The organism is Streptomyces sp. DS1-CR2, from assembly GCF_055760475.1.
Map to the genome: position 1 here is coordinate 6,115,388 of NZ_CM147085.1, position 19,966 is coordinate 6,135,353.

Consider the following 19,966-nt stretch of genomic DNA (forward strand, 5'->3'; position numbering starts at 1 on the left):
AGCGCCCGACGGACCGCACGGCGCATGTCCGAATGGCGGACACCGAGTGTCATCCCATGGGACGCCGAAGTAGGGTGCCCGTATGTCGGCTAGCTCTCGCATCCTCAATCTCGCAGTGATCCCCGGTGACGGCATCGGCCAGGAGGTCGTGGCCCAGGGGCTCAAGGTCCTCGGCGCCGTCCTCCCGCAGGATGTGAAGCTGGAGACCAAGGAATACGACTTCGGTGCCAAGCGCTACCACGCGACCGGTGAGACCCTCACCGACGCCGATGTCGAGGCGCTCAAGCAGCACGACGCCATCCTGCTCGGCGCGATCGGTGACCCCTCGGTCCCGTCCGGCGTCCTCGAGCGCGGCTTCCTGCTCAAGCTCCGCTTCCTCTTCGACCACCACGTCAACCTCCGCCCGAGCAAGCTGCTCCCGGGTGTGGCGACGCCCCTCAAGGGCCAGCCGGAGATCGACTTCATCGTGGTCCGCGAGGGCACCGAGGGCCCGTACACGGGCAACGGCGGCTCGATCCGCACCGGCACCCCGCACGAGGTCGCCACCGAGGTCTCCGTCAACACGGCGTTCGGTGTCGAGCGCGTGGTCCGTGACGCCTTCGCCCGCGCCCAGGCCCGCCCCCGCAAGAAGCTCACGCTGGTCCACAAGAACAACGTGCTGTCCTTCGCGGGCCACCTCTGGACGAACATCTTCAACAAGGTGGCCGCCGAGTTCCCCGAGGTCACCACCGACTACCTGCACGTGGACGCGGCGACGATCTTCCTCGTCACCGACCCCGAGCGCTTCGACGTGATCGTCACCGACAACCTCTTCGGCGACATCATCACCGACCTCGCCGCTGCCGTCTCCGGCGGCATCGGCGTCGCGGCCTCCGGGAACATCAACCCGTCCCGCGAGTTCCCGTCGATGTTCGAGCCGGTCCACGGCTCGGCCCCCGACATCGCCGGCCAGGCCAAGGCCGACCCCACGGCCACGGTCCTGTCCGTGGCGCTCCTGCTGCGTCACCTCGGTTACGAGGCCGAGGCCGCCCGCATCGAGGACGCCGTCTCCGCCGACCTGGCCGAGCGCGGCACCACCGCGCGGTCGACCGACGAGATCGGCGACGCGCTCGCCGGACGAGTAGCCGGCTGACCCGCCGCTCTTCATGCACTTAAGGAGCCGCCGGGTCGCATCCGCACCCGGCGGCTTCACCTTTGCGGTCCCCGGGTGCCACCATCAACCCCTGGGCCGCACCTCACGCTGTACCCGTACCGGGCGTTTTCGTCCATCGGACCCCACGAGCGATAATCGGACGTGGGGCCGCGTTGAACGCGAAAGCTCGGACGACCAAGTAGTCGGGAAGTTCGTGCTTCCAGCTGCGCGAGCGTGACAGCGGTCCGTCACACACAACCGGTGAAGGACACGCAACCATGACGACGCCCACGATCGAGCTCAAGCCCTCCTCGACCCCGCTGTCCGGCGCGGAGCGCGAGGCGATCCTGGCCAACCCGGGATTCGGCCGCCACTTCACCGACCACATGGTGACGATCCGGTGGACCGAGGGCCGCGGCTGGCACGACGGGCAGCTCGTGCCCTACGGACCGCTCTCCCTCGACCCCGCGACGAACGTCCTGCACTACGCGCAGGAGATCTTCGAGGGCCTCAAGGCCTACCGCCAGCCCGACGGCACCGTCGCCACCTTCCGCCCCGAGATGAACGCCAAGCGCTTCCAGGCCTCGGCGCGCCGCCTCGCCATGCCCGAGCTGCCGGTCGAGACGTTCATCGAGGCGTGCGACGCGCTGGTCAGGCAGGACATCGCATGGGTCCCGGCGCACGGCGGCGAGGAGTCCCTCTATCTGCGCCCCTTCATGATCGCGACCGAGGTCGGCCTGGGCGTGAAGCCCGCCAACGAGTACCTCTTCATCGTGATCGCCTCGCCCGCGGGCGCCTACTTCGCCGGTGGCGTCAAGCCCGTGTCGATCTGGCTGTCCGAGGACCGCGTGCGCGCCGTTCCCGGCGGCATGGGCGACGCCAAGACCGGCGGCAACTACGCGGCGTCCCTGCTCGCCCAGGCCGAGGCCGCGGCCCAGGGCTGCGACCAGGTCGCCTACCTCGACGCCGTCGAGCACAAGTGGGTCGAGGAACTCGGCGGCATGAACCTGTACTTCGTGTACGGAGACAAGATCGTCACCCCCGAGCTGACCGGTTCGCTCCTCGCGGGCGTCACCCGTGACTCGCTCCTGTCGGTCGCCCGCGACCTGGGTTACGAGTCCGTCGAGGGCCGCGTCTCCATCGACCAGTGGCAGGCCGACTCCGAGAACGGCACGCTCACCGAGGTCTTCGCCTGCGGCACCGCGGCGGTCATCACTCCGGTCGGCACCGTCAAGCGCGCCGGCGGCCAGTGGACCCAGTCGGGCGGCGAGCCCGGCGAGGTCACGCTGAAGCTGCGCGAGGCGCTGCTCGACATCCAGCGCGGCACGAGCGTGGACAAGCACGGCTGGATGCACCAGCTCGGCTAGGGCCTCTCGTTTGGATCAGGCTGGGCTCGCGGGGTCCGGCACGCACATCTGCGGCGTTGTCGTCAATCACCGACGCTCCGCGTCGCCTCAATCCTCCGCCTTGCAGCTGCACGCACCAGACCCCGCTCCCTGATCCAGCCTGATCCGAACGAAAGACCCTAGGACCCCTCGCCGGCCGGGTCGTCACTCACCGCTCGTGACCAGGGCCGCCTCGGACTTAGTGTCCGCGGCGGCCCTGACGCGTACCGAGCGCACCTCACGGGCCGTCAGCGCCAGGTAGGCCGCCCCGCCGACCAGGCCCGACAGCAGGAAGCTGCAGTCCACGCCGCCCGTCAGCGAGAGCAGCGGGCCCTCGTACGACGGCAGGGACACCGCGAGCAGTCCGACGAACGCGCCCAGGGCCCAGGAGACGGTGGCGCGGGGGTTCCAGCCGCCCCGGTACCAGTAGACGCCGCCGCGCGAGCGCCGGTTGAAGACCTGGAGCGCGTCCGCGTCGTAGACGCCGCGGCAGCGGACGAAGCCGATCAGGGTGATCACGGCCCAGGGGGTGCCGATCGCGGTGAGGAGCAGGACGAACGACGTCATGGCGTCCTGCGCCGCCCACGCGAAGTGGCCGACGAAGACGCAGACCGTGGCGACGGCCGCGACCGCGTAGGTCGCCGCCGTGCGGGAGGCGCGGGGCAGGATCGCGTCCAGGTCGAGGCCCATGGAGTAGAGCATCAGGCCCGCGTTGCCGACCGAGCCCGCGGAGGCGGCGAGCAGCAGCGGGATCAGGTACCAGGTGGGCGAGGCGGAGACGAGCGAGCCCGCGTAGTCGAGGGCGGCGCGCGCCGCGTACGCGGTGAACGTGCCGAACAGCTGGGGCGTGAGCAGGCCGACGATCAGGCCGAGCCAGGTGGCGCGCAGGACGCTGCGCTGCGAGTGGCGGGCCGGGGACACGTAGCGCGTGTAGTCGCCGAGGAGCGTGATGAAGGCGATGGGGCCCGACAGGCCGGCGGCGACGAGGGCGAGCAGCCAGGTCGGCCAGAACGAGCCGAGGAGGTAGCCGCCCGCGTCCGGCAGCGGCGCCGTGGTGAAGTGCGGGGCGTACGCGACGACGCCGAGAGCCAGGAGCGCGGTCATGCCCACGGCCAGGACGCGGGACAGGCGCAGCAGGACGCGGTAGCCGTAGACCGCGCCGATCACGGTGGCGGCGGCCAGGAGCGCGTAGACGATGCCGTAGGTGAGGCCCGACTCGGGCACGCCGAACAGGCGGTGCAGGACGCCCGTCATCGCGTCGCCGCCGATCCACACGGTCAGCGCGGTGTAGCCGAGCGACAGGAGCAGGCCGACGACCGAGCCGACGAGCCGCCCGCGGACGCCGAACTGGGCGCCCGACGACGTCGACAGGTTCGTGCCGGTGCGCAGGGAGACCAGGGCGAGCGGGGCGGTGAGTGCGGTGCCTAGGAGCGTGCCCGCGATCACCGAGGTGACCGAGGCCCACCAGCCGAGTCCGAACGACACGGGCAGCCAGCCGAAGATGATCACCCCGAGGCAGAGGTTCGAGCCGAGGAGGATCGAGACGATGTCCCGGGGACCGCTCGTGCGTTCCTCATCGGGGATGGTGTCTACACCGCGCTGTTCTATCGCCATGGGGGGATCCCTGATCTTTGCGTCGTTGCATCGGTCACATCGAGTGCTTTAGAGCAGCGTTCAATGTGTCCCATCGCAATGTGACACGTCAATGTTTCCGAGTTGTGAATCGTATGATTAGAGTGAAGTTCTAAACCTGTACGGGAGGTGTGGTGGCGTGCGTCTGACCCCCACGGAACGTGATCGGCTGCTGCTGTTCGGGGCCGCCGAGCTGGCCAGGGCCCGGAAGAGGCGGGGCCTGCGGCTCAATGTCCCCGAGGCGACGGCCCTGATCGCGGACACGGTGTGCGAGGCGGCCAGGGACGGCCGGCGGCTCGCCGAGGCCATCGAGGCGGCGCGCTCCGTCCTAGGCCCCGACGATGTGCTCCCCGGCGTCAGTGACGTCGTGACGGAGGTACACGTCGAGGCCGTCTTCGACGACGGGTCCCGGCTCGCCGTGGTCAGCGACCCGATCGGCTCGTCGCTGGGCGACGAGGCGCCGGGCGCGCTGCTCCCGGGCCCCGAGCACCGCGACCCGCCGGCCACGGTGACGCTCACGGCGACCAACACGTCGAGCGTCCCCGTCTCCGTCACCTCCCACTTCCACTTCTTCGAGGCCAACCCGCGGCTCGACTTCGACCGCGCGGCCGCGTACGGCATGCGGCTCGCCGTCCCCGCCGGCTCCTCGGTGCGGTTCGGGCCGGGGGAGAGCGCCGAGGTGGGCCTCGTGCCCATCGGCGGCGCGCGCGTCGCGATCGGCTTCGCCGGGCTCGTCGACGGCCCGCTGGACGCGCCGGGCGCCAAGGAGGAGGCCCTGCGCAGGGCAGCCGCCTGCGGATATCTGGGAGTGAAGGGAACGGGCGCATGAGCAGGCCCACCAAGCACAGCGACCACTGCGCACCGGGCAGCCGGCACATCGACCCCCACGCGTACGCCGCCACGCACGGCCCGCGCGCCGGTGACCGCGTCCGCCTCGGCGACTCGGGCCTGACCGTCCGCGTCGAGTCCGACGCGCAGTTGTACGGCGACGAGTTCCTCGCCGGGTTCGGCAAGACCGCCCGCGACGGACTGCACCTCAAGGCCGCGGCCGTCCGCGAGACCTGCGACGTCGTGATCAGCAACGTCCTCGTGATCGACGCCGTGCAGGGGATCAGGAAGGTCTCCATCGGCATCCGCGAGGGCCGGATTCACGCCATAGGGCGCGCCGGAAACCCCGACACCCTCGACGGGGTCGATGTCGTCGTCGGCACCGGCACGTCCATCGTGTCGGGCGAGGGCCTCATCGCCACCGCGGGCGCCGTCGACACCCACGTACACCTGCTGTCGCCGCGCATCATGGAGGCCTCGCTCGCCTCCGGCGTGACCACGATCATCGGCCAGGAGTTCGGGCCCGTGTGGGGCGTCGGCGTCAACTCGCCCTGGGCGCTGCGCCACGCGTTCAACGCCTTCGACGCCTGGCCCGTCAACATCGGCTTCCTCGGCCGGGGTTCGTCCTCGCACGACGCCCCGCTGATCGAGGCGCTGGCCGAGGGCGGCGCGTCCGGCTTCAAGGTGCACGAGGACATGGGCGCCCACACCCGCGCCCTCGACACCGCGCTGCGCGTCGCCGAGGAGCACGACGTCCAGGTCGCCCTGCACAGCGACGGCCTGAACGAGTGCCTGTCCGTCGAGGACACCCTCAGGGTCCTCGACGGCCGCACCATCCACGCCTTCCACATCGAGGGCTGCGGCGGCGGACACGTACCGAACGTCCTGAAGATGGCGGGCGTCCCGAACGTCATCGGGTCGTCCACCAACCCCACGCTGCCCTTCGGCCGCGACGCCGTCGCCGAGCACTACGGCATGATCGTCTCGGTCCACGACCTGAAGACCGACCTGCCGGGCGACGCCGCCATGGCCCGCGACCGGATCCGCGCAGGCACGATGGGCGCCGAGGACGTTCTGCACGACCTGGGCGCCATCGGCATCACGTCGTCGGACGCGCAGGGCATGGGCCGCGCCGGTGAGACCGTGCGCAGGACCTTCGCCATGGCCGGGAAGATGAAGGCCGAACTCGGCCCGCTCGACGGATTCCCCGACACGGACGACGACAACGCGCGCGTCCTGCGCTACATGGCGAAGCTGACCATCAACCCCGCCATCGCGCACGGCCTCTCCCACGAGGTCGGCTCCATCGAGGCCGGCAAGCTCGCCGACATCGTGCTGTGGCGCCCCGAGTTCTTCGGTGCGAAGCCGCAGCTCGTCCTCAAGTCCGGCTTCCCCGCGTACGGCGTCGTCGGCGACCCGAACGCGGCCACCGACACCTGCGAACCCCTCGTCCTGGGGCCGCAGTTCGGGGCGCACGGCGCGACCGCGGCGGACATCTCCGTGGCCTTCGTGGCCCAGGCCGCCCTCGACCAGGGAAACGACAAGATGCCCACCCGCCGCCGCCGCGTCGCCGTCCGCGGCACCCGCGGCATCGGCCCCGCCGACCTGCGCCTCAACTCGCGCACCGGCTCCATCGACGTCGACCAGGCCACCGGACTCGTCACGCTCGACGGCGACCCGGTCCGCTCCGAACCGGCCGACTCCGTCTCCCTGAACCGTCTCTACTTCCTGTGAGGACCCGCTCATGAGCAGCTTCCACATGCCCCCCGAGTGGGCCCCGCACGAGCGCACCTGGATGGCCTGGCCGAGCCCCAACCCGACCTTCACCAACGACGAGGAGCTGGCCGAGGCGCGCGAGGCCTGGGCGTCCGTCGCCCGCGCCGTACGCCGCTTCGAGCCGGTGACCGTGATCGTCGCCCCCGGCCAGAGCGACTCGGCCCGCGCGCTCCTCGGCGACGGCATCGAGCTCGTCGAGCGCGACCTCGACGACGCGTGGATGCGCGACATCGGCCCCACGTTCGTCGTCGGCGACGGCCAACTGGCCGCCGTGGACTGGACGTTCAACGGCTGGGGCGCCCAGGACTGGGCCGTGTGGGAGCACGACGCGAAGATGGCCCGCCACATCGCGGACCTCGCCGGCGTCCCCGTCCACTCCTCCTTCCTCGTCAACGAGGGCGGCGGCATCCACGTCGACGGCGAGGGCACCGTGCTCCTCACCGAGACCGTGCAGCTCGACCCCGACCGCAACCCGGGCCGCACCAAGACCGAGGTCGAGCAGGAGATCCACGCCCGGATCGGCACCACCAAGGCCATCTGGCTGCCGCGCGGCCTCACCGGCGACTACGGCGTCTACGGCACCCGCGGCCACGTCGACATCGTCGCCGCGTTCGCCGCCCCCGGCGTCGTCCTGGTCCACTCGCAGCAGGACCCCGCCCACCCGGACCACGAGCTGAGCCGGCAGCTCATCGCGCAGCTCAAGGACGAGACGGACGCCAAGGGCCGGCCTCTGGAGGTCGTCGAGGTCCCCGCGCCGACCGTCCTCAAGGACGACGAGGGCTGGGTCGACTACTCGTACATCAACCACTACCTGTGCAACGACGGCGTCGTCCTGTGCTCCTTCGACGACCCGAACGACGAGGTCGCGGCCGGGATCTTCCGCCGCCTTTTCCCGGGCAGGACCGTCCAGCTCGTGGACGCCCGTACGATCTTCGCCGGGGGCGGTGGCATCCACTGCATCACCCAGCAGCAACCCGAGATCACGCCCGCACACTGAAAGACCCGCAGGAGTCCCCGTGGCCCAGGCCCGCCGGAAGAACGCCCCTCCGCGCGAAGAGGTCCTCGCCGCGGCCATGGAGATGATCGCCGAGCGCGGCCTGGAGAAGCTCACCATGGCCGCGCTCGGCCGCGAGGTCGGCATGAGCAGCGGCCACCTCCTCTACTACTTCGGTTCGAAGGACGAACTGCTCCTGCGGACCCTGGAGTGGAGCGAGGGCCGCCTCGGCGCGGAGCGGGCGCGGCTCCTGTCCGGCGGCGGCACGGTCCGCGAGCGTCTCGACGCGTACGTCGACCTGTATGTCCCCGACGCCCAGGGCGACCCGCACTGGACGCTGTGGCTGGAGGTCTGGAACCGCTCGCAGAACGCCGAGGCCGACGGCGACGCGCGCGAGCGGCAGGCCGCGATCGAGCTGGCCTGGCACCGCGACCTCGTCGCGCTGCTCGCCGAGGGCACCTCGCGCGGCGAGCTCCCGCCGCTCGACCCCGACCGGTTCGCGTCCCGGCTGCGGGCGCTGCTCGACGGCTTCTCCATCCATGTCGCGATCGGCCTGCGCGGCACGGACCGGGCCCAGATCCTGTCCCATGTACGGGAGTTCCTGGACGAGGCACTGGCCAAGAACCCCGCGTAGCCCTTCGCGCGCGCCGCATCCGCTGACGTTCCGTGAACACTATGAACACAAGTACGCGTGATCGTTGCGTGGTACACCCTTGTCACGGAGCGAAGCATTCCGGCACCGTGGCCGCCCATGGGACGAGAGCAATGGAAGAAGATCCTGGTCGGCTCAGCCGGGAACATGGTCGAGTGGTTCGACTGGTTCGTGTACGCGAGCTTCGCCACCTACTTCGCGGGGGCCTTCTTCCCCGACGGGAACCCGACGGCACAGCTGATGAACACGGCCGGCATCTTCGCCGTCGGCTTCTTCATGCGGCCCGTGGGCGGCTGGCTGCTGGGCAGGGTGGGTGACCGCAAGGGCCGTAAAGCGGCGCTCACCCTGACCGTCACGCTGATGTCGGCGTCCGCCGTCCTCATCGCGGTCGCGCCCACCTACGCGGTCGCCGGGTACGGCGGCGCCGTCGTCCTGCTCGTCGCCCGCCTCCTGCAGGGCCTCTCGGTCGGCGGCGAGTACGCGGCCAGCGCCACCTACCTCACCGAGGCGTCCGACCCGAGCCGGCGCGGCTTCGCGTCCAGCTTCCAGTACGTCTCCATGACCGCGGGCCAGATCGTGGGCCTCGGCCTCCAGATCGTCCTCCAGCGCACCCTGTCGGACGACGCGCTGCACAGCTGGGGCTGGCGCATCCCGTTCATCATCGGCGCGCTCGGCGCCGCGATCATCTTCTATCTGCGGCGCAACATGCTGGAGACCGACGTCTACGAGGAGTCCGCCGACGACGCGGGCGCCGACAGCAAGGGCACCCTCACGGCGCTGTGGGCGCACAAGCGCGAGGCGTTCCTCGTGATGGCCCTGACGATGGGCGGCACCGTCGCGTACTACACATACACGACCTACCTCACCAAGTACCTCTCCAACTCCGCCGGGCTGAGCAAGCAGACCGCCACGCTCGTCTCGTTCTGCGCGCTGATCGTCTTCGCCTGCATCCAGCCGCTCGCCGGCAAGCTGTCCGACCGGATCGGCCGCCGCCCGCTCCTGATCACCTTCGCGGTCGGCTCCACCTTCCTGACCGTGCCGATCATGACGATGCTCAAGCACGCGGGCTCCTTCTGGCCGGCCCTCGGCCTCGCCCTGCTCGCCCTCGTCGTCGTCACCGGCTACACGTCGATCAACGCGTGCGTGAAGGCCGAGCTGTTCCCGACCGGCATCCGCGCCCTCGGCGTCGCCCTCCCGTACGCCATCGCCAACGCGCTCTTCGGCGGCACCGCGGAGTACGTGGCCCTGTGGTTCAAGGACGCGGGCCTGGAATCGGGCTTCTACTGGTACGTCGCCGGGTGCGCCGCCGTATCGCTGATCGTCTACCTGACGATGCGCGAGACGAGGGACATCGACCTGAACCGGGTCGAGGCCGCCGTGCCCGAGGCCGGGCAGCGCGCGGCCGAAGCGGTCTGAGCCCACATCGTGAGACCACGGTCCGGGCCACGCCCGGGCTGTGGCAGACTGCCGACGTGCTCTCGTTCGCCATGATTATTGGCAGCAGGCGCGCCGGTCCGCAGTGACCGCCACGTACGACCACGTACGGGCGGACATCGTCGTCTCGACCCGCGCGCAGACCTCTCGCACCCGCGAGGGGTTTTTTCGTTTCCTGGACCACCACACACCAGGACCGGAGCGCGAGGGATCATAGGGGGACGGTGGAGCCGGTCATTCCGGTAGACCGAGATCCGACACAGGAGCCAGATCAGCATGACGGACGCAACCGACGACCATTTCCCCGCTTCCCGCGTCGACGACGACTTCCACGTCTTCGACACCACGCTGCGCGACGGCGCGCAGCGTGAGGGCATCAATCTGACCGTCGCGGACAAGCTGACCATCGCCCGGCACCTGGACGACTTCGGCGTGGGTTTCATCGAGGGCGGCTGGCCCGGCGCCAACCCCCGCGACACCGAGTTCTTCGCCCGCGCCCGGCACGAGATCGACTTCAAGCACGCGGAGCTCGTCGCGTTCGGGGCCACCCGCCGCGCCGGCGCCAAGGCCTCCGAGGACCCGCAGGTCAAGGCGCTCGTCGAGTCCGGCGCCCCGGTCGTGACCCTGGTCGCCAAGTCGCACGACCGCCATGTCGAACTGGCTCTGCGCACCACGCTCGAGGAGAACCTGGAGATGGTCCGCGACACCGTCTCCCACCTGCGCGAGCAGGGCCGCCGCGTCTTCGTCGACTGCGAGCACTTCTTCGACGGCTACCGCGCCAACCCCACGTACGCCAAGGCCGTCGTCACGGCCGCGCACGAGGCGGGCGCCGACGTGGTCGTCCTGTGCGACACCAACGGCGGCATGCTGCCCGCGCAGGTCCAGGCGATCACCGCCACGGTCCTCGCCGACACCGGGGCCCGCCTCGGCATCCACGCCCAGGACGACACGGGCTGCGCCGTCGCCAACACCCTCGCCGCCGTCGACGCGGGCGCGACGCACGTGCAGTGCACGGCCAACGGCTACGGCGAGCGCGTCGGCAACTCCAACCTCTTCCCGGTCGTCGCCGCCCTGGAGCTCAAGTACGGCAAGAAGGTCCTCCCCGAGGGCGCCCTGCGCGAGATGACCCGCATCTCCCACGCCATCGCCGAGGTCGTCAACCTCACGCCCTCCACGCATCAGCCGTACGTGGGAGTTTCGGCGTTCGCCCACAAGGCGGGCCTGCACGCCTCGGCGATCAAGGTGGACCCGGACCTCTACCAGCACATCGACCCGGACCTCGTCGGCAACCGCATCCGCATGCTGGTCTCCGACATGGCAGGGCGCGCGTCCATCGAGCTCAAGGGCAAGGAGCTCGGCGTCGACATCTCAGACGACCGCGAGCTCGTCGGCCGCGTCGTCGAGCGCGTCAAGGAGCGCGAGCTCGAGGGCTACACGTACGAGGCGGCCGACGCCTCCTTCGAACTCCTCCTGCGCGAGGAGGCCGAGGGCCGCGCCCGCCGCTACTTCCGCGTCGAGTCGTGGCGGGCCATCGTCGAGGACCGCCCCGACGGCAGCCACGCCAACGAGGCGACCGTGAAGCTGTGGGCCAAGGGTGAGCGCATCGTTGCCACGGCCGAGGGCAACGGCCCGGTCAACGCCCTCGACCGCGCCCTGCGCGTCGGCCTGGAGCGGATCTACCCGCAGCTCGCCAAGCTGGAGCTCGTCGACTACAAGGTCCGCATCCTGGAGGGCAAGCACGGCACGTCCTCCACGACCCGCGTGCTGATCTCCACCAGCGACGGCGCGGGCGAGTGGTCCACCGTCGGCGTCGCCGAGAACGTCATCGCTGCGTCGTGGGGCGCTCTTGAGGACGCCTACACATACGGGCTTCTGCGGGCCGGGGTCGAGCCGGTCGAGTAGGCAGCACAGGTGCGGACGCCGGAGGGGCCGTGGTCGGTCCCTCCGGCTTTCCGTTGCCTCGGCTGCCGGTCTGCTACCAGGTGAAGGTCGCCGACGTCTTCGCGGGCAGCGAGTAAGTGGCGTGCTGCCCGCCCCAGTTGACGGTCACCGTTTTCGCGGACGTGCCGCCGTTGTACGCGATGAGCGCCTTGGAGCCGTCCGGGTTGCGCCAGGCGACGTTCGGCACGGCCGAGCTGCCGGTCGACGCGATGCGCTGGGCGCCGGGCCGGACGAACTTCGTCAGATGGCCCATCGTGTAGTACTCGACGGTGTAGTCGACCTGTCCGCTGCGCCCGTCACCGTTGTGCACGGTCACGAGCCCCGTGCAGGTGCCGCAGCCGCCGTTGTGCGGGCCCATGTTCTGGTCCACGGCGAGCGACCACTTGGTCACCGACTTCGCCCAGTTGCGGCTGTAGTCAACGATGTTGAGCATGTCCTCGCGCTGCTGGTCGGCGATCCACGTGCCGCCCGAGTGCTCGGTCCCGAAGGCGTCGAGCTGGGGGTAGCGGTCATGGACGGTGCTCTGCTTGGCGACGTCGCCGCCGTAGCCGTGCCACGCGATCCCGCCGAAGTTCGGGTGCGAGCGCACCGCCGCGTCGTCCACGGTCTGCGCCGCGTACCCGTCGTACGTGTCCCAGTTCCAGTCGTGCGCGAGGACCTTGGTGTTCAGACCGGCGGCGGCGAGCTTCGGCAGCAGCTCGCTCTTGCTGAAGTAGGCGAGCCCCGAGGCGTTCCAGCTCATCGAGGGGTAACCACCGCAGCACGTCGGCTCGTTCTGCGCGCTGACGTAGTCGACCGGGACGCCCTGGTCCCGGTACGCCTGGAGGTACTTCACGAAGTACGAGGCGTAGGTGCCGTAGTCCTCCGCTTTCAGCCAGCCGCCGTTGAGCTGTCCGCTGTCCTTCATCCAGGCCGGCGCGGTCCACGGGGAGGCCATCACGGTGACGTTCGGGTTGAGCTGACGGGCCTGCTTCGTGAGGGGCAGGACGTCCGCGAGGTCGTGGGCGACGGAGAACTCGGAGAGGTCGGGATCGGTCTGTCCGGCGGGCACGTCGTCGAACGTGTAGCCGAAACGGGCCAGGTCGGAGCCGCCCATCGGGTTGCGCAGGAACGACAGGCCGATGCCGTCGGTGGGGGAGAACAGCTTGCGCATCGTGGCGTCGCGCGTGGCCGGTGACAGGGCTCCGCTGCTGTTCATCAGCCAGGCCGCGGTGTCCGTGAACGAGGCGCCGCCGCCGGTGAAGGTCTGGTAGCGGGTGGTGTCGTCGACGGTGATGTTCTCGCCACCGCCGCCGGTGCCCGCCTGGAAGGAGAACGGGGCCTGCTGTTCGAGACCGCGGACGACATGGCGTCCGCCGGCGTCGTCCGTGGTCGTGAGCCAGGCCGTGACCGGCTCGCCCGCGGCCTGCGCGGGGGAGGCCACGAGCCCGGTCAGACCCGCGGTCGTGAGCAGCCCTGCGGCGAGCAGACGGGCCGCCCGGCGCGGGCCCGAACGGACTCTTCTGGAGGTTCTCATGGTGCGCCGCCCTTCGTGGGGGTGAGGAGATGGGGCGTGCGAGGCGTGAGTAAATGACGGCTGCGAACGGGAGTCAAGGGGGCGCGCGTTCAGAAACTGAATGCTCAACTGCCCAGTGACCCAGCAGGAATTGGCTGTGCACCGGTTCCGACGTGAAGTCTTGACGGTTTCACGGGGCGCCAGTTAACTCACGCCGTGAGCTAAGTCGTGAGCTTCACCAGGGACTCCCGTCACCCCCAGAGGTTGCGGCGCGTACCCGAACCGGCCGAAGGGAAGTCCATGCGAAGAACCGCCCTGCTGGTGAAGGCCGGCCGGGTCAGCGAGAAGCGGATCGACGACGCGGTCTCGCGGATCCTGACCCCGCCAGGCGGTGGCACGCTCACCCTCAAGGCCCTCGCCGTGGCGGCCCCCGCGGCGCAGAAGACCGGGTCGGCCGAGGCGGGCCGGGCGGTCGTGGGCAGGGCCCGGCTGCTCGTCCAGCAGAAGGTGGGACAGGACATCACGCCGGCGGTGGCCAAGCCGTTCGCCGACGCCGACCACCTGCTGCTGTCCGGGCGCTACGCGGACTCGGCCGCGAAGCTGACCGAGGCGTACCGCGCCGCGTGAGACGGCGCGGGGAGGGGCCCACCACGGAGTGCGGTGGGCCCCTCCTTGCGGTACAAACGGCATCCGGATCCCTCCTGGGTTAGCGTCGGGGTATGAGCCCCATCCGTCGGGCATCGCGCCTGATATCCGTCCTGTCCGGTTCACTCCTCGCCCTGGGTGCCATGACGGCGGTGACACCGGGGGCCCAGGCGGCTGCCTCCGACGTCTCGACCGTGGCCGACGCCCTCAAGAAGAGCCCTGTGTACGTCGACCCGGCCGCCTCCGCGCAGCTGTCCGCCGGGGACGCCGACGCCCTCGCCAAGAAGATCAAGGACGCGGACAAGCCCGTCATGGTGGCCGTCCTGCCCGCCGGCTTCCCCAAGCAGGACCTCTTCACCGACCTGCGCACCAAGACCGGCGTCACCGGCGTCTACGCGATCCGTCTCGGCCAGCAGTTCGACGCCAAGGCCGACAGCCGGGTCATGTCCCAGGACGCGGTCAAGAATCTGACGACCAGCGTCCAGGGCGAGAACGTCACCAAGCAGCTCAACGACTTCGTCGACACGGCCGTCCGCAACGCGAGCGGCTCCGCGCCCTCCGCGTGGGGTGCGGGCGGCGGCGGTGACAGCGGCGCACCGGTCGGCGCCCTGATCGGCATCGGCGCGGTCGTCGTCGCGGGAGGCGGCGCCGCGTACGCCGTGTCCCGCAGGCGGCGCCGGCAGCGCGAGGACGAGCAGCGGGCCGCCCTGGAGCAGCTCCGCGTGGTCGTCGACGAGGACATCACGGCGTTCGGCGAGGAGCTGGACCGGCTCGACTTCCACCCCGCCGAGCCCGGCGCCGACGACGCGATGCGCGCCGACTACGAGCGGGCGCTCGACTCGTACGAGAAGGCGAAACAGTTCATGGCCGCCGCTCAGCGCCCCGAGGAGGTGCGCGGGGTGACGGAGGCCCTGGACGACGGACGGTTCTCGCTGTCCCTGCTGGCGGCGCGGCGTGAGGGCAGGCCGCTGCCCGAGCGCCGGGTGCCCTGCTTCTTCGACCCGCGGCACGGGCCGTCCGTGACGGACGCGCCGTGGGCGCCCCCGTCCGGCGCCGAGCGCGAGGTCCCGGTCTGCGCGGCCGACGCGACCCGGCTCAAGGACGGCGTCGACCCCATGGTCCGCACGGTCGACACGGGTTACGGGGAGCGCCGCCCCTACTACGACGCGGGCCCGGCCTACGGCCCCTGGGCGGGCGGCTACTTCGGCGGCGGCATCCTGCCCGGGCTCCTCCTCGGCACGGTGCTCGGCTCGATGATGTCGAGCCCCGCCTACGCGGCCGACTACGGCTCCGGATACGGCGACTTCGGCGCGGGAGCCGGATATGACGGCGGGGACTACTCGGGGGCGGACTTCAACTCGAACGACTTCGGGGACTTCGGAGGCGGCGGGGACTTCGGAGGCGGAGGCGACTTCGGGGGAGGCGGGGACTTCGGCGGCGGCGGCTTCTGAGCGCTCTGCTGGTCCCAAAAATCTGAGCGCTCCGCTGGTCCAAGAAAGGGGGAGGCACGAAGGCCTTCGCCAAGCAGACCGCGGCCCTCGACCGGATGTCCGACGGCTGCTTCACGCTCGGCATCGGCATCGGCGTCGGCCTGGCCGACGTGCTGTTCTGACGCCACCTGCCTGCCTCACCGGTGCTCGCGCCGCGCCTCCTCGTACTCCCGCGCGGTCGGCTTCGGCACCTGCGCGCCCTCTCCGTTCAGGCCGCGCGAGAGACGCACCCGGAGCCGCTCGGCCCGGGGTATGCGCCGCCGCACGCCGTTCACGTCGGTCTCCGGCCCGCTCTCCAGGGCCGGGGGCTGTTCGTGGGCGGTCAGGGTGTGCAGCTGCGCCTGGGTGAGCGGCTCGTGGATCTCCACGTACTCGCCGTGCGGGAGGCGCTTGATGCGGCCCGACTCCCTTCCGTGCAGCACCAGTTCGCGGTCCCGGTGCTGGAGCCCGAGGCAGATCCGCCGCGTGGCGACGAAGGTGATCACCGGGCCTACGACGAGGGCGACGCGCACGAACCAGGTGACCGCGTTCAGCGACACATGGAAGCGGGTGGCCCACAGATCGTTGCCGCCGCCCACCAGGGCCACCAGGAAGAACGTCAGCCAGGCCACCCCGAGCCCGGTGCGCACCGGCCGGTTGCGCGGCCGGTCCAGGAGATGGTGCTCGCGCCGGTCGCCCGTGACCCAGGCCTCCAGGAACGGATACACGCCGATCACGACGAGCACCGCGGGGAAGACGACCAGCGGGACGAGCACGCCCAGGGCCAGCGTGTGCCCCCACAGCGTGATCTCCCACCCCGGCATCACCCGCAGCAGCCCCTCCGCGAACCCCAGATACCAGTCGGGCTGCGCTCCCGTGGACACCTGGTCGACCCGGTAAGGCCCGTAGTTCCAGACGGGGTTGATGGACGCGACGGCCGCGAGGAACGCGACGACGCCGAACACCAGGAAGAAGAAGCCGCCGGCCTTGGCGAGGTAGACGGGGAAGAACGGCGCCCCCACGACGTTCCGCTCGGTCTTTCCCGGACCCGGGAACTGCGTGTGCTTGTGGTGGACGACCAGGATCAGATGGGTCACCACGAGCGCCGCCATGATGCCGGGGAACAGCAGCACGTGCACCGAGTAGAACCGCCCCACGATGTCGTGTCCCGGGAACTCGCCGCCGAACAGGAACATCGACAGATACGTCCCCACGACGGGCACCGACAGGATCGCCCCGTCGAGGAAGCGCATGCCCGTACCGGAGAGCAGGTCGTCCGGCAGCGAGTACCCCAACAGGCCCTCGAACAGGCCGAGCAGGAGCAGCGTCCAGCCGAACACCCAGTTCAGCTCGCGCGGTTTGCGGAACGAGCCCGTGAAGAAGTGCCGCATCATGTGCAGGAGCATTGCGGCGACGAAGATCAGCGCCGCCCAGTGGTGAATCTGCCGGATCAGCAGTCCGCCCCGCACGTCGAAGCTGATGTCGAGCGTGGAGGCGTACGCCTCGGACATCCGGATCCCGTTGAGGGGGACGTAGCTGCCGTGGTACTCCACCTCGTTCATCGACGGGTGGAAGAACAGGGTGAGATAGACCCCGGTCAGGACCAGGATCACGAACGTGTAGAGGCAGACCTCGCCGAGCAGGAACGACCAGTGGTCCGGGAAGACCTTGCGCAGGTATTTCCTGGACAGGGTGTGCAGGCCGAGCCGGCCGTCCGCCCAGTCCGCGAGGCGCTCACCGGCCGGCGTCGGCCCTCTCTCCCGCGTGGTCCCCGTGCTGCCTTCCGCGGCCCTCTCGGACATCAGGCTCGCTCCTCCCCTGGGCGCTCACCGCATGGGTGCTCGCCCCTTGGACGGAAGGGACGGGCCGGAATGTGACATCACGGCGGAGCTTTGTGGCTCACGTCACATTCGCGTAGGGCCGGTCACCCCAGGAGCTTCGACTGCCAGCGCGTGAAGATCTCCTCCGGGGCGCCGTGGCACGACCACGGGACACGGGTCGCGTGCCCGTCGAGAAGCCGGAAGAGATGCGTGGCCTCGCCGGTCAGATCGGCGTAACAGGACGCGTGCGCAAGGATGTTGAGGTCCGCGATGTCCTGGGCGTACGTGTACTGCCGCTGCGTGATCCACAGGTGCCAGGTACGCCGGGCCTGCGACGCGGAGTTCTCGTTGTTCCAGAACTGGAGCAGGCCGATCGCCTGGGCGCCCTCCCGCTCGACGCGGTAGCGGTACTCCTCGATACGGGCGACCTGCGGCAGCACGGCGAGGGGCGACCCGGGCGCGAGCGTCGCCGTCACGTCCTGGGCGAAGTTGTACATGACGCCGTGCGAGCCGTGCCAGCGCGCCGAAAGGTGGCGCAGCACCTGGTGGTTGCCCTCGCGGTTGTACGGGTCACGCTGGTGCAGCTCCTTCCACCAGTGCTCCAGGGACGGATGCCCCCCGGGGAACAGGCGGGCGACCGTCAGGAGCGAGACCCAGGGCACCGGATCCGCGGGAAACGCCTCCGCCGCCCGCAGCGCGGTCCGCACGGCCCGCTCCAGCTGGTCCGGGTCGACCGAGTTGCCGGGGCCGGCCGCCGTCGCCAGGTTGAACGCCCGCATCACCTCGGTCTCGGCCCGCAGGACCAGCGCGTCGGCGTTCCGCGGCTGCGACTCGTGCCAGGACTCGGCGACGGACGTGCCCGCGGTGGCCTGGGCGAGCAGCCGCATCCGAAAGGTCCGCCGGTCCCAGTCGGACCCGGTCGCCGCGCACAGCTCGGGCAGTCCCTGCCAGCGGCCGATCGCGATGTCCTCGCGGGCCTCCGCCAGGGCCCGGTCGCCGTTCGTGGGATCGAAACGGACGGTCATCGGCGTCCTCGCCAGTCAGTAGTCGGTGGTGGTCCTGGGGGCAGACGGCCGGTCCGCAGGCGGAGGGTGCCGCTCAGAAGTCCGTGGACAGGGTGTCGCCGGACGACGCCGCGTACACCGGCGCCTGATCCCCGTACTCGGCGTGCACCTGCTCCGAGCGTGCCGCGTCCAGGCGGGCGGGCCGGTAGTAGTCGGAGCCCTTGGCGCGGTACCAGAGCATCGGGACCAGGCCCACGGCGATGCCGCCGACACCGATCGCGACGGCCGTGCCCGACAGGCTGCCCAGCGACTCGACGAACACCCAGATCATGAAGAGCGCGCCGGTCAGCGGCCACAGACCGCCGAAGAAGAAGTTGGCCGCCGACTTGAACAGCAGCTTCCGGTACGCCACGACGACGGCGAGGCCCGCGAGGCCGTAGTAGACCGCGATCTGCAGTCCGATCGCGGCGACGGCGTCCTCCAGGACGGCCGAGACCGAGCCGAGCGCGGTCGATGCCACGAAGAGGGCGAGGGCGACGACACCGACGACGACGATCGCGACCCACGGCGTCTGCCGGCGCGGGTGCGACCTGCCGAGGGCGGAGGGCAGCGTCCGGTCGCGGCCCATCGCGAAGAGGGAGCGCGTCACCTGGATCAGCGTGGTCTCCAGGGTGGCGATGGTGGACAGCATCACCGCGACGATCAGCAACTCGCCGCCGGGGCCCGGCAGTACGCGCTCGCCGAGCAGCCCCAGGATGTTGTCACTGGTCGCGATCTCCTTGGGCGTGAGCAGCATGTTCGTGGTGATCGTGAAGACCTCGAAGAGCACGAACACGATGCCGACGCCGATCAGCCCGGCGAGCCCCGAGGTCCTCCGGCTGTCACGGGTCTCCTCGCTGAGGTTGCTGGTGACGTCCCAGCCCCAGTAGTAGAACGCGGCGATCAGCGCGCCCGCGGCGAACCCGGATGCCCCGTCGAAGTGCCCGAACCCCAGCCAGGACCAGGAGAATTCGGTGACCCGCTTGTCGCTGAACAGCGCGGCGACGGCCACCGCGAGCAGGATGACCAGCTCGATTCCGGACATCAGGAGCTGGGCGTGGACGGTCAGCTTGGCGCCCATCAGCACGACGACCAGCATGGCCAGGAACCAGACCGCGCCCACGGCGGCGGCGAGCGCGGTGTTGCCGGCGTGGGAGGGGGCGAGGAGTTCGAGCGTCATGGCGCCGGCCGGGAGCGAGCCCGCGACCATGAAGATGGTCGCCGAGATCACCAGGGACCAGCCGCTGATGAAGCCGAGGAAGGGGTGCAGGGCGCGGCCGACCCAGGAGTAGCTGGCGCCCGCGTTCACGTCGAGGCGGCCCAGGTAGTTGAAGGCCCAGGCGATGCCGAGCATGGGTATCGCGCAGTAGAGGAGCGCGGCCGGTGCGGCGAGGCCCACCGTGCCGATCAGCACGGCTGTGGTGGCGGCGATCGAGTAGGCGGGCGCGCTGCCCGCCACTGCCATCACGATGCTGTCGGAGGTGCCGAGGGCATTGGCCTGAAGCCCTCTGTTCGTGCTCATGGGAACGGTGGCGCCTTTCGGGAGCGGCAGACGGCCTGCCCTGCGGCGCCGCCGGGGCGCGACGGGGTTGGGGGAGGCCCCTGGGGACGAGCCTGGGGACGAGCGGAGTCGATTCGGGCGGGAGTCGATCGCTCGGCGGTCCACGCAGCGTAGCGCCGTGTGATGCCCAAGTGAAGGGAGAGTAATGAGTCGTCTCAA

At 70.5% G+C, this 19,966-nt stretch carries 14 protein-coding genes and 1 pseudogene; 10 read left to right on the forward strand and 5 right to left on the reverse strand.

Going from position 1 to position 19,966, the window contains the following annotated elements:
* Positions 1-82: 82 nt before the first annotated feature.
* Together ACY0PA_RS29190 and ACY0PA_RS29195 are read left to right on the forward strand one after the other, a co-directional pair.
* A complete protein-coding gene (locus ACY0PA_RS29190) occupies positions 83-1,132 on the forward strand; it encodes a 3-isopropylmalate dehydrogenase (protein ID WP_473080529.1) in 1,050 nt (349 codons plus the stop codon).
* Between the two features lie 278 nt (positions 1,133-1,410).
* On the forward strand, positions 1,411-2,499 hold the full coding sequence (locus ACY0PA_RS29195) for a branched-chain amino acid aminotransferase (RefSeq protein WP_473080530.1): 1,089 nt from the start codon (positions 1,411-1,413) through the stop codon (positions 2,497-2,499).
* 183 nt (positions 2,500-2,682) lie between these two features.
* On the opposite strand, the gene ACY0PA_RS29200 is transcribed toward ACY0PA_RS29195, so the two are convergent.
* Positions 2,683-4,131 (reverse strand): cytosine permease, encoded by a 1,449-nt coding sequence (locus ACY0PA_RS29200; protein WP_473080531.1) that lies wholly within the window; start codon positions 4,129-4,131, stop codon positions 2,683-2,685.
* Between the two features lie 157 nt (positions 4,132-4,288).
* On the opposite strand from ACY0PA_RS29200, the gene ureA reads away from it, so the two are divergent.
* The 6 genes from ureA (at position 4,289) to cimA (ending at position 11,735) form a co-directional block, all read left to right on the forward strand.
* A complete protein-coding gene (gene ureA, locus ACY0PA_RS29205) occupies positions 4,289-4,978 on the forward strand; it encodes an urease subunit gamma (protein ID WP_473080532.1) in 690 nt (229 codons plus the stop codon).
* Complete coding sequence (locus ACY0PA_RS29210) at positions 4,975-6,711, forward strand: urease subunit alpha (protein WP_473080533.1); 1,737 nt, start codon at positions 4,975-4,977, stop codon at positions 6,709-6,711. Before ureA ends, ACY0PA_RS29210 begins: the two co-directional genes overlap by 4 nt.
* 10 nt (positions 6,712-6,721) lie before the next feature.
* On the forward strand, positions 6,722-7,750 hold the full coding sequence (locus ACY0PA_RS29215) for an agmatine deiminase family protein (RefSeq protein WP_473080534.1): 1,029 nt from the start codon (positions 6,722-6,724) through the stop codon (positions 7,748-7,750).
* 76 nt (positions 7,751-7,826) lie between these two features.
* On the forward strand, positions 7,827-8,381 hold the full coding sequence (locus ACY0PA_RS29220; RefSeq protein WP_454405092.1) for a TetR/AcrR family transcriptional regulator: 555 nt from the start codon (positions 7,827-7,829) through the stop codon (positions 8,379-8,381).
* A 117-nt stretch (positions 8,382-8,498) separates the two neighbouring features.
* Positions 8,499-9,815 (forward strand): MFS transporter, encoded by a 1,317-nt coding sequence (locus ACY0PA_RS29225; protein WP_473080535.1) that lies wholly within the window; start codon positions 8,499-8,501, stop codon positions 9,813-9,815.
* 294 nt (positions 9,816-10,109) lie between these two features.
* On the forward strand, positions 10,110-11,735 hold the full coding sequence (gene cimA, locus ACY0PA_RS29230; RefSeq protein ID WP_473080536.1) for a citramalate synthase: 1,626 nt from the start codon (positions 10,110-10,112) through the stop codon (positions 11,733-11,735).
* Positions 11,736-11,811: 76 nt separating this feature from the next.
* Here cimA and ACY0PA_RS29235 read toward each other — a convergent pair.
* Positions 11,812-13,367 (reverse strand): annotated as a pseudogene (locus ACY0PA_RS29235) (glycoside hydrolase family 30 protein); the annotation flags it as partial.
* A 202-nt stretch (positions 13,368-13,569) separates the two neighbouring features.
* On the opposite strand from ACY0PA_RS29235, the gene ACY0PA_RS29240 reads away from it, so the two are divergent.
* Positions 13,570-13,896, forward strand: coding sequence for a hypothetical protein (locus ACY0PA_RS29240; RefSeq protein WP_473080537.1), 327 nt, complete (start codon positions 13,570-13,572; stop codon positions 13,894-13,896).
* A 92-nt stretch (positions 13,897-13,988) separates the two neighbouring features.
* Positions 13,989-15,365: a hypothetical protein gene (locus ACY0PA_RS29245; protein WP_473080538.1), complete on the forward strand. Its 1,377-nt coding sequence runs from the start codon at positions 13,989-13,991 to the stop codon at positions 15,363-15,365.
* A 176-nt stretch (positions 15,366-15,541) separates the two neighbouring features.
* Here ACY0PA_RS29245 and qcrB read toward each other — a convergent pair whose 3' ends face one another.
* The 3 genes from qcrB to ACY0PA_RS29260 all read right to left on the reverse strand — a co-directional run bounded on the left by qcrB (position 15,542) and on the right by ACY0PA_RS29260 (position 19,768).
* Positions 15,542-17,185 (reverse strand): cytochrome bc1 complex cytochrome b subunit, encoded by a 1,644-nt coding sequence (gene qcrB / locus ACY0PA_RS29250; protein ID WP_473080539.1) that lies wholly within the window; start codon positions 17,183-17,185, stop codon positions 15,542-15,544.
* A 122-nt stretch (positions 17,186-17,307) separates the two neighbouring features.
* Complete coding sequence (locus ACY0PA_RS29255; RefSeq protein WP_473080540.1) at positions 17,308-18,228, reverse strand: hypothetical protein; 921 nt, start codon at positions 18,226-18,228, stop codon at positions 17,308-17,310.
* Between the two features lie 73 nt (positions 18,229-18,301).
* Positions 18,302-19,768: an APC family permease gene (locus ACY0PA_RS29260; protein WP_473080541.1), complete on the reverse strand. Its 1,467-nt coding sequence runs from the start codon at positions 19,766-19,768 to the stop codon at positions 18,302-18,304.
* Positions 19,769-19,966 lie beyond the last annotated feature (198 nt).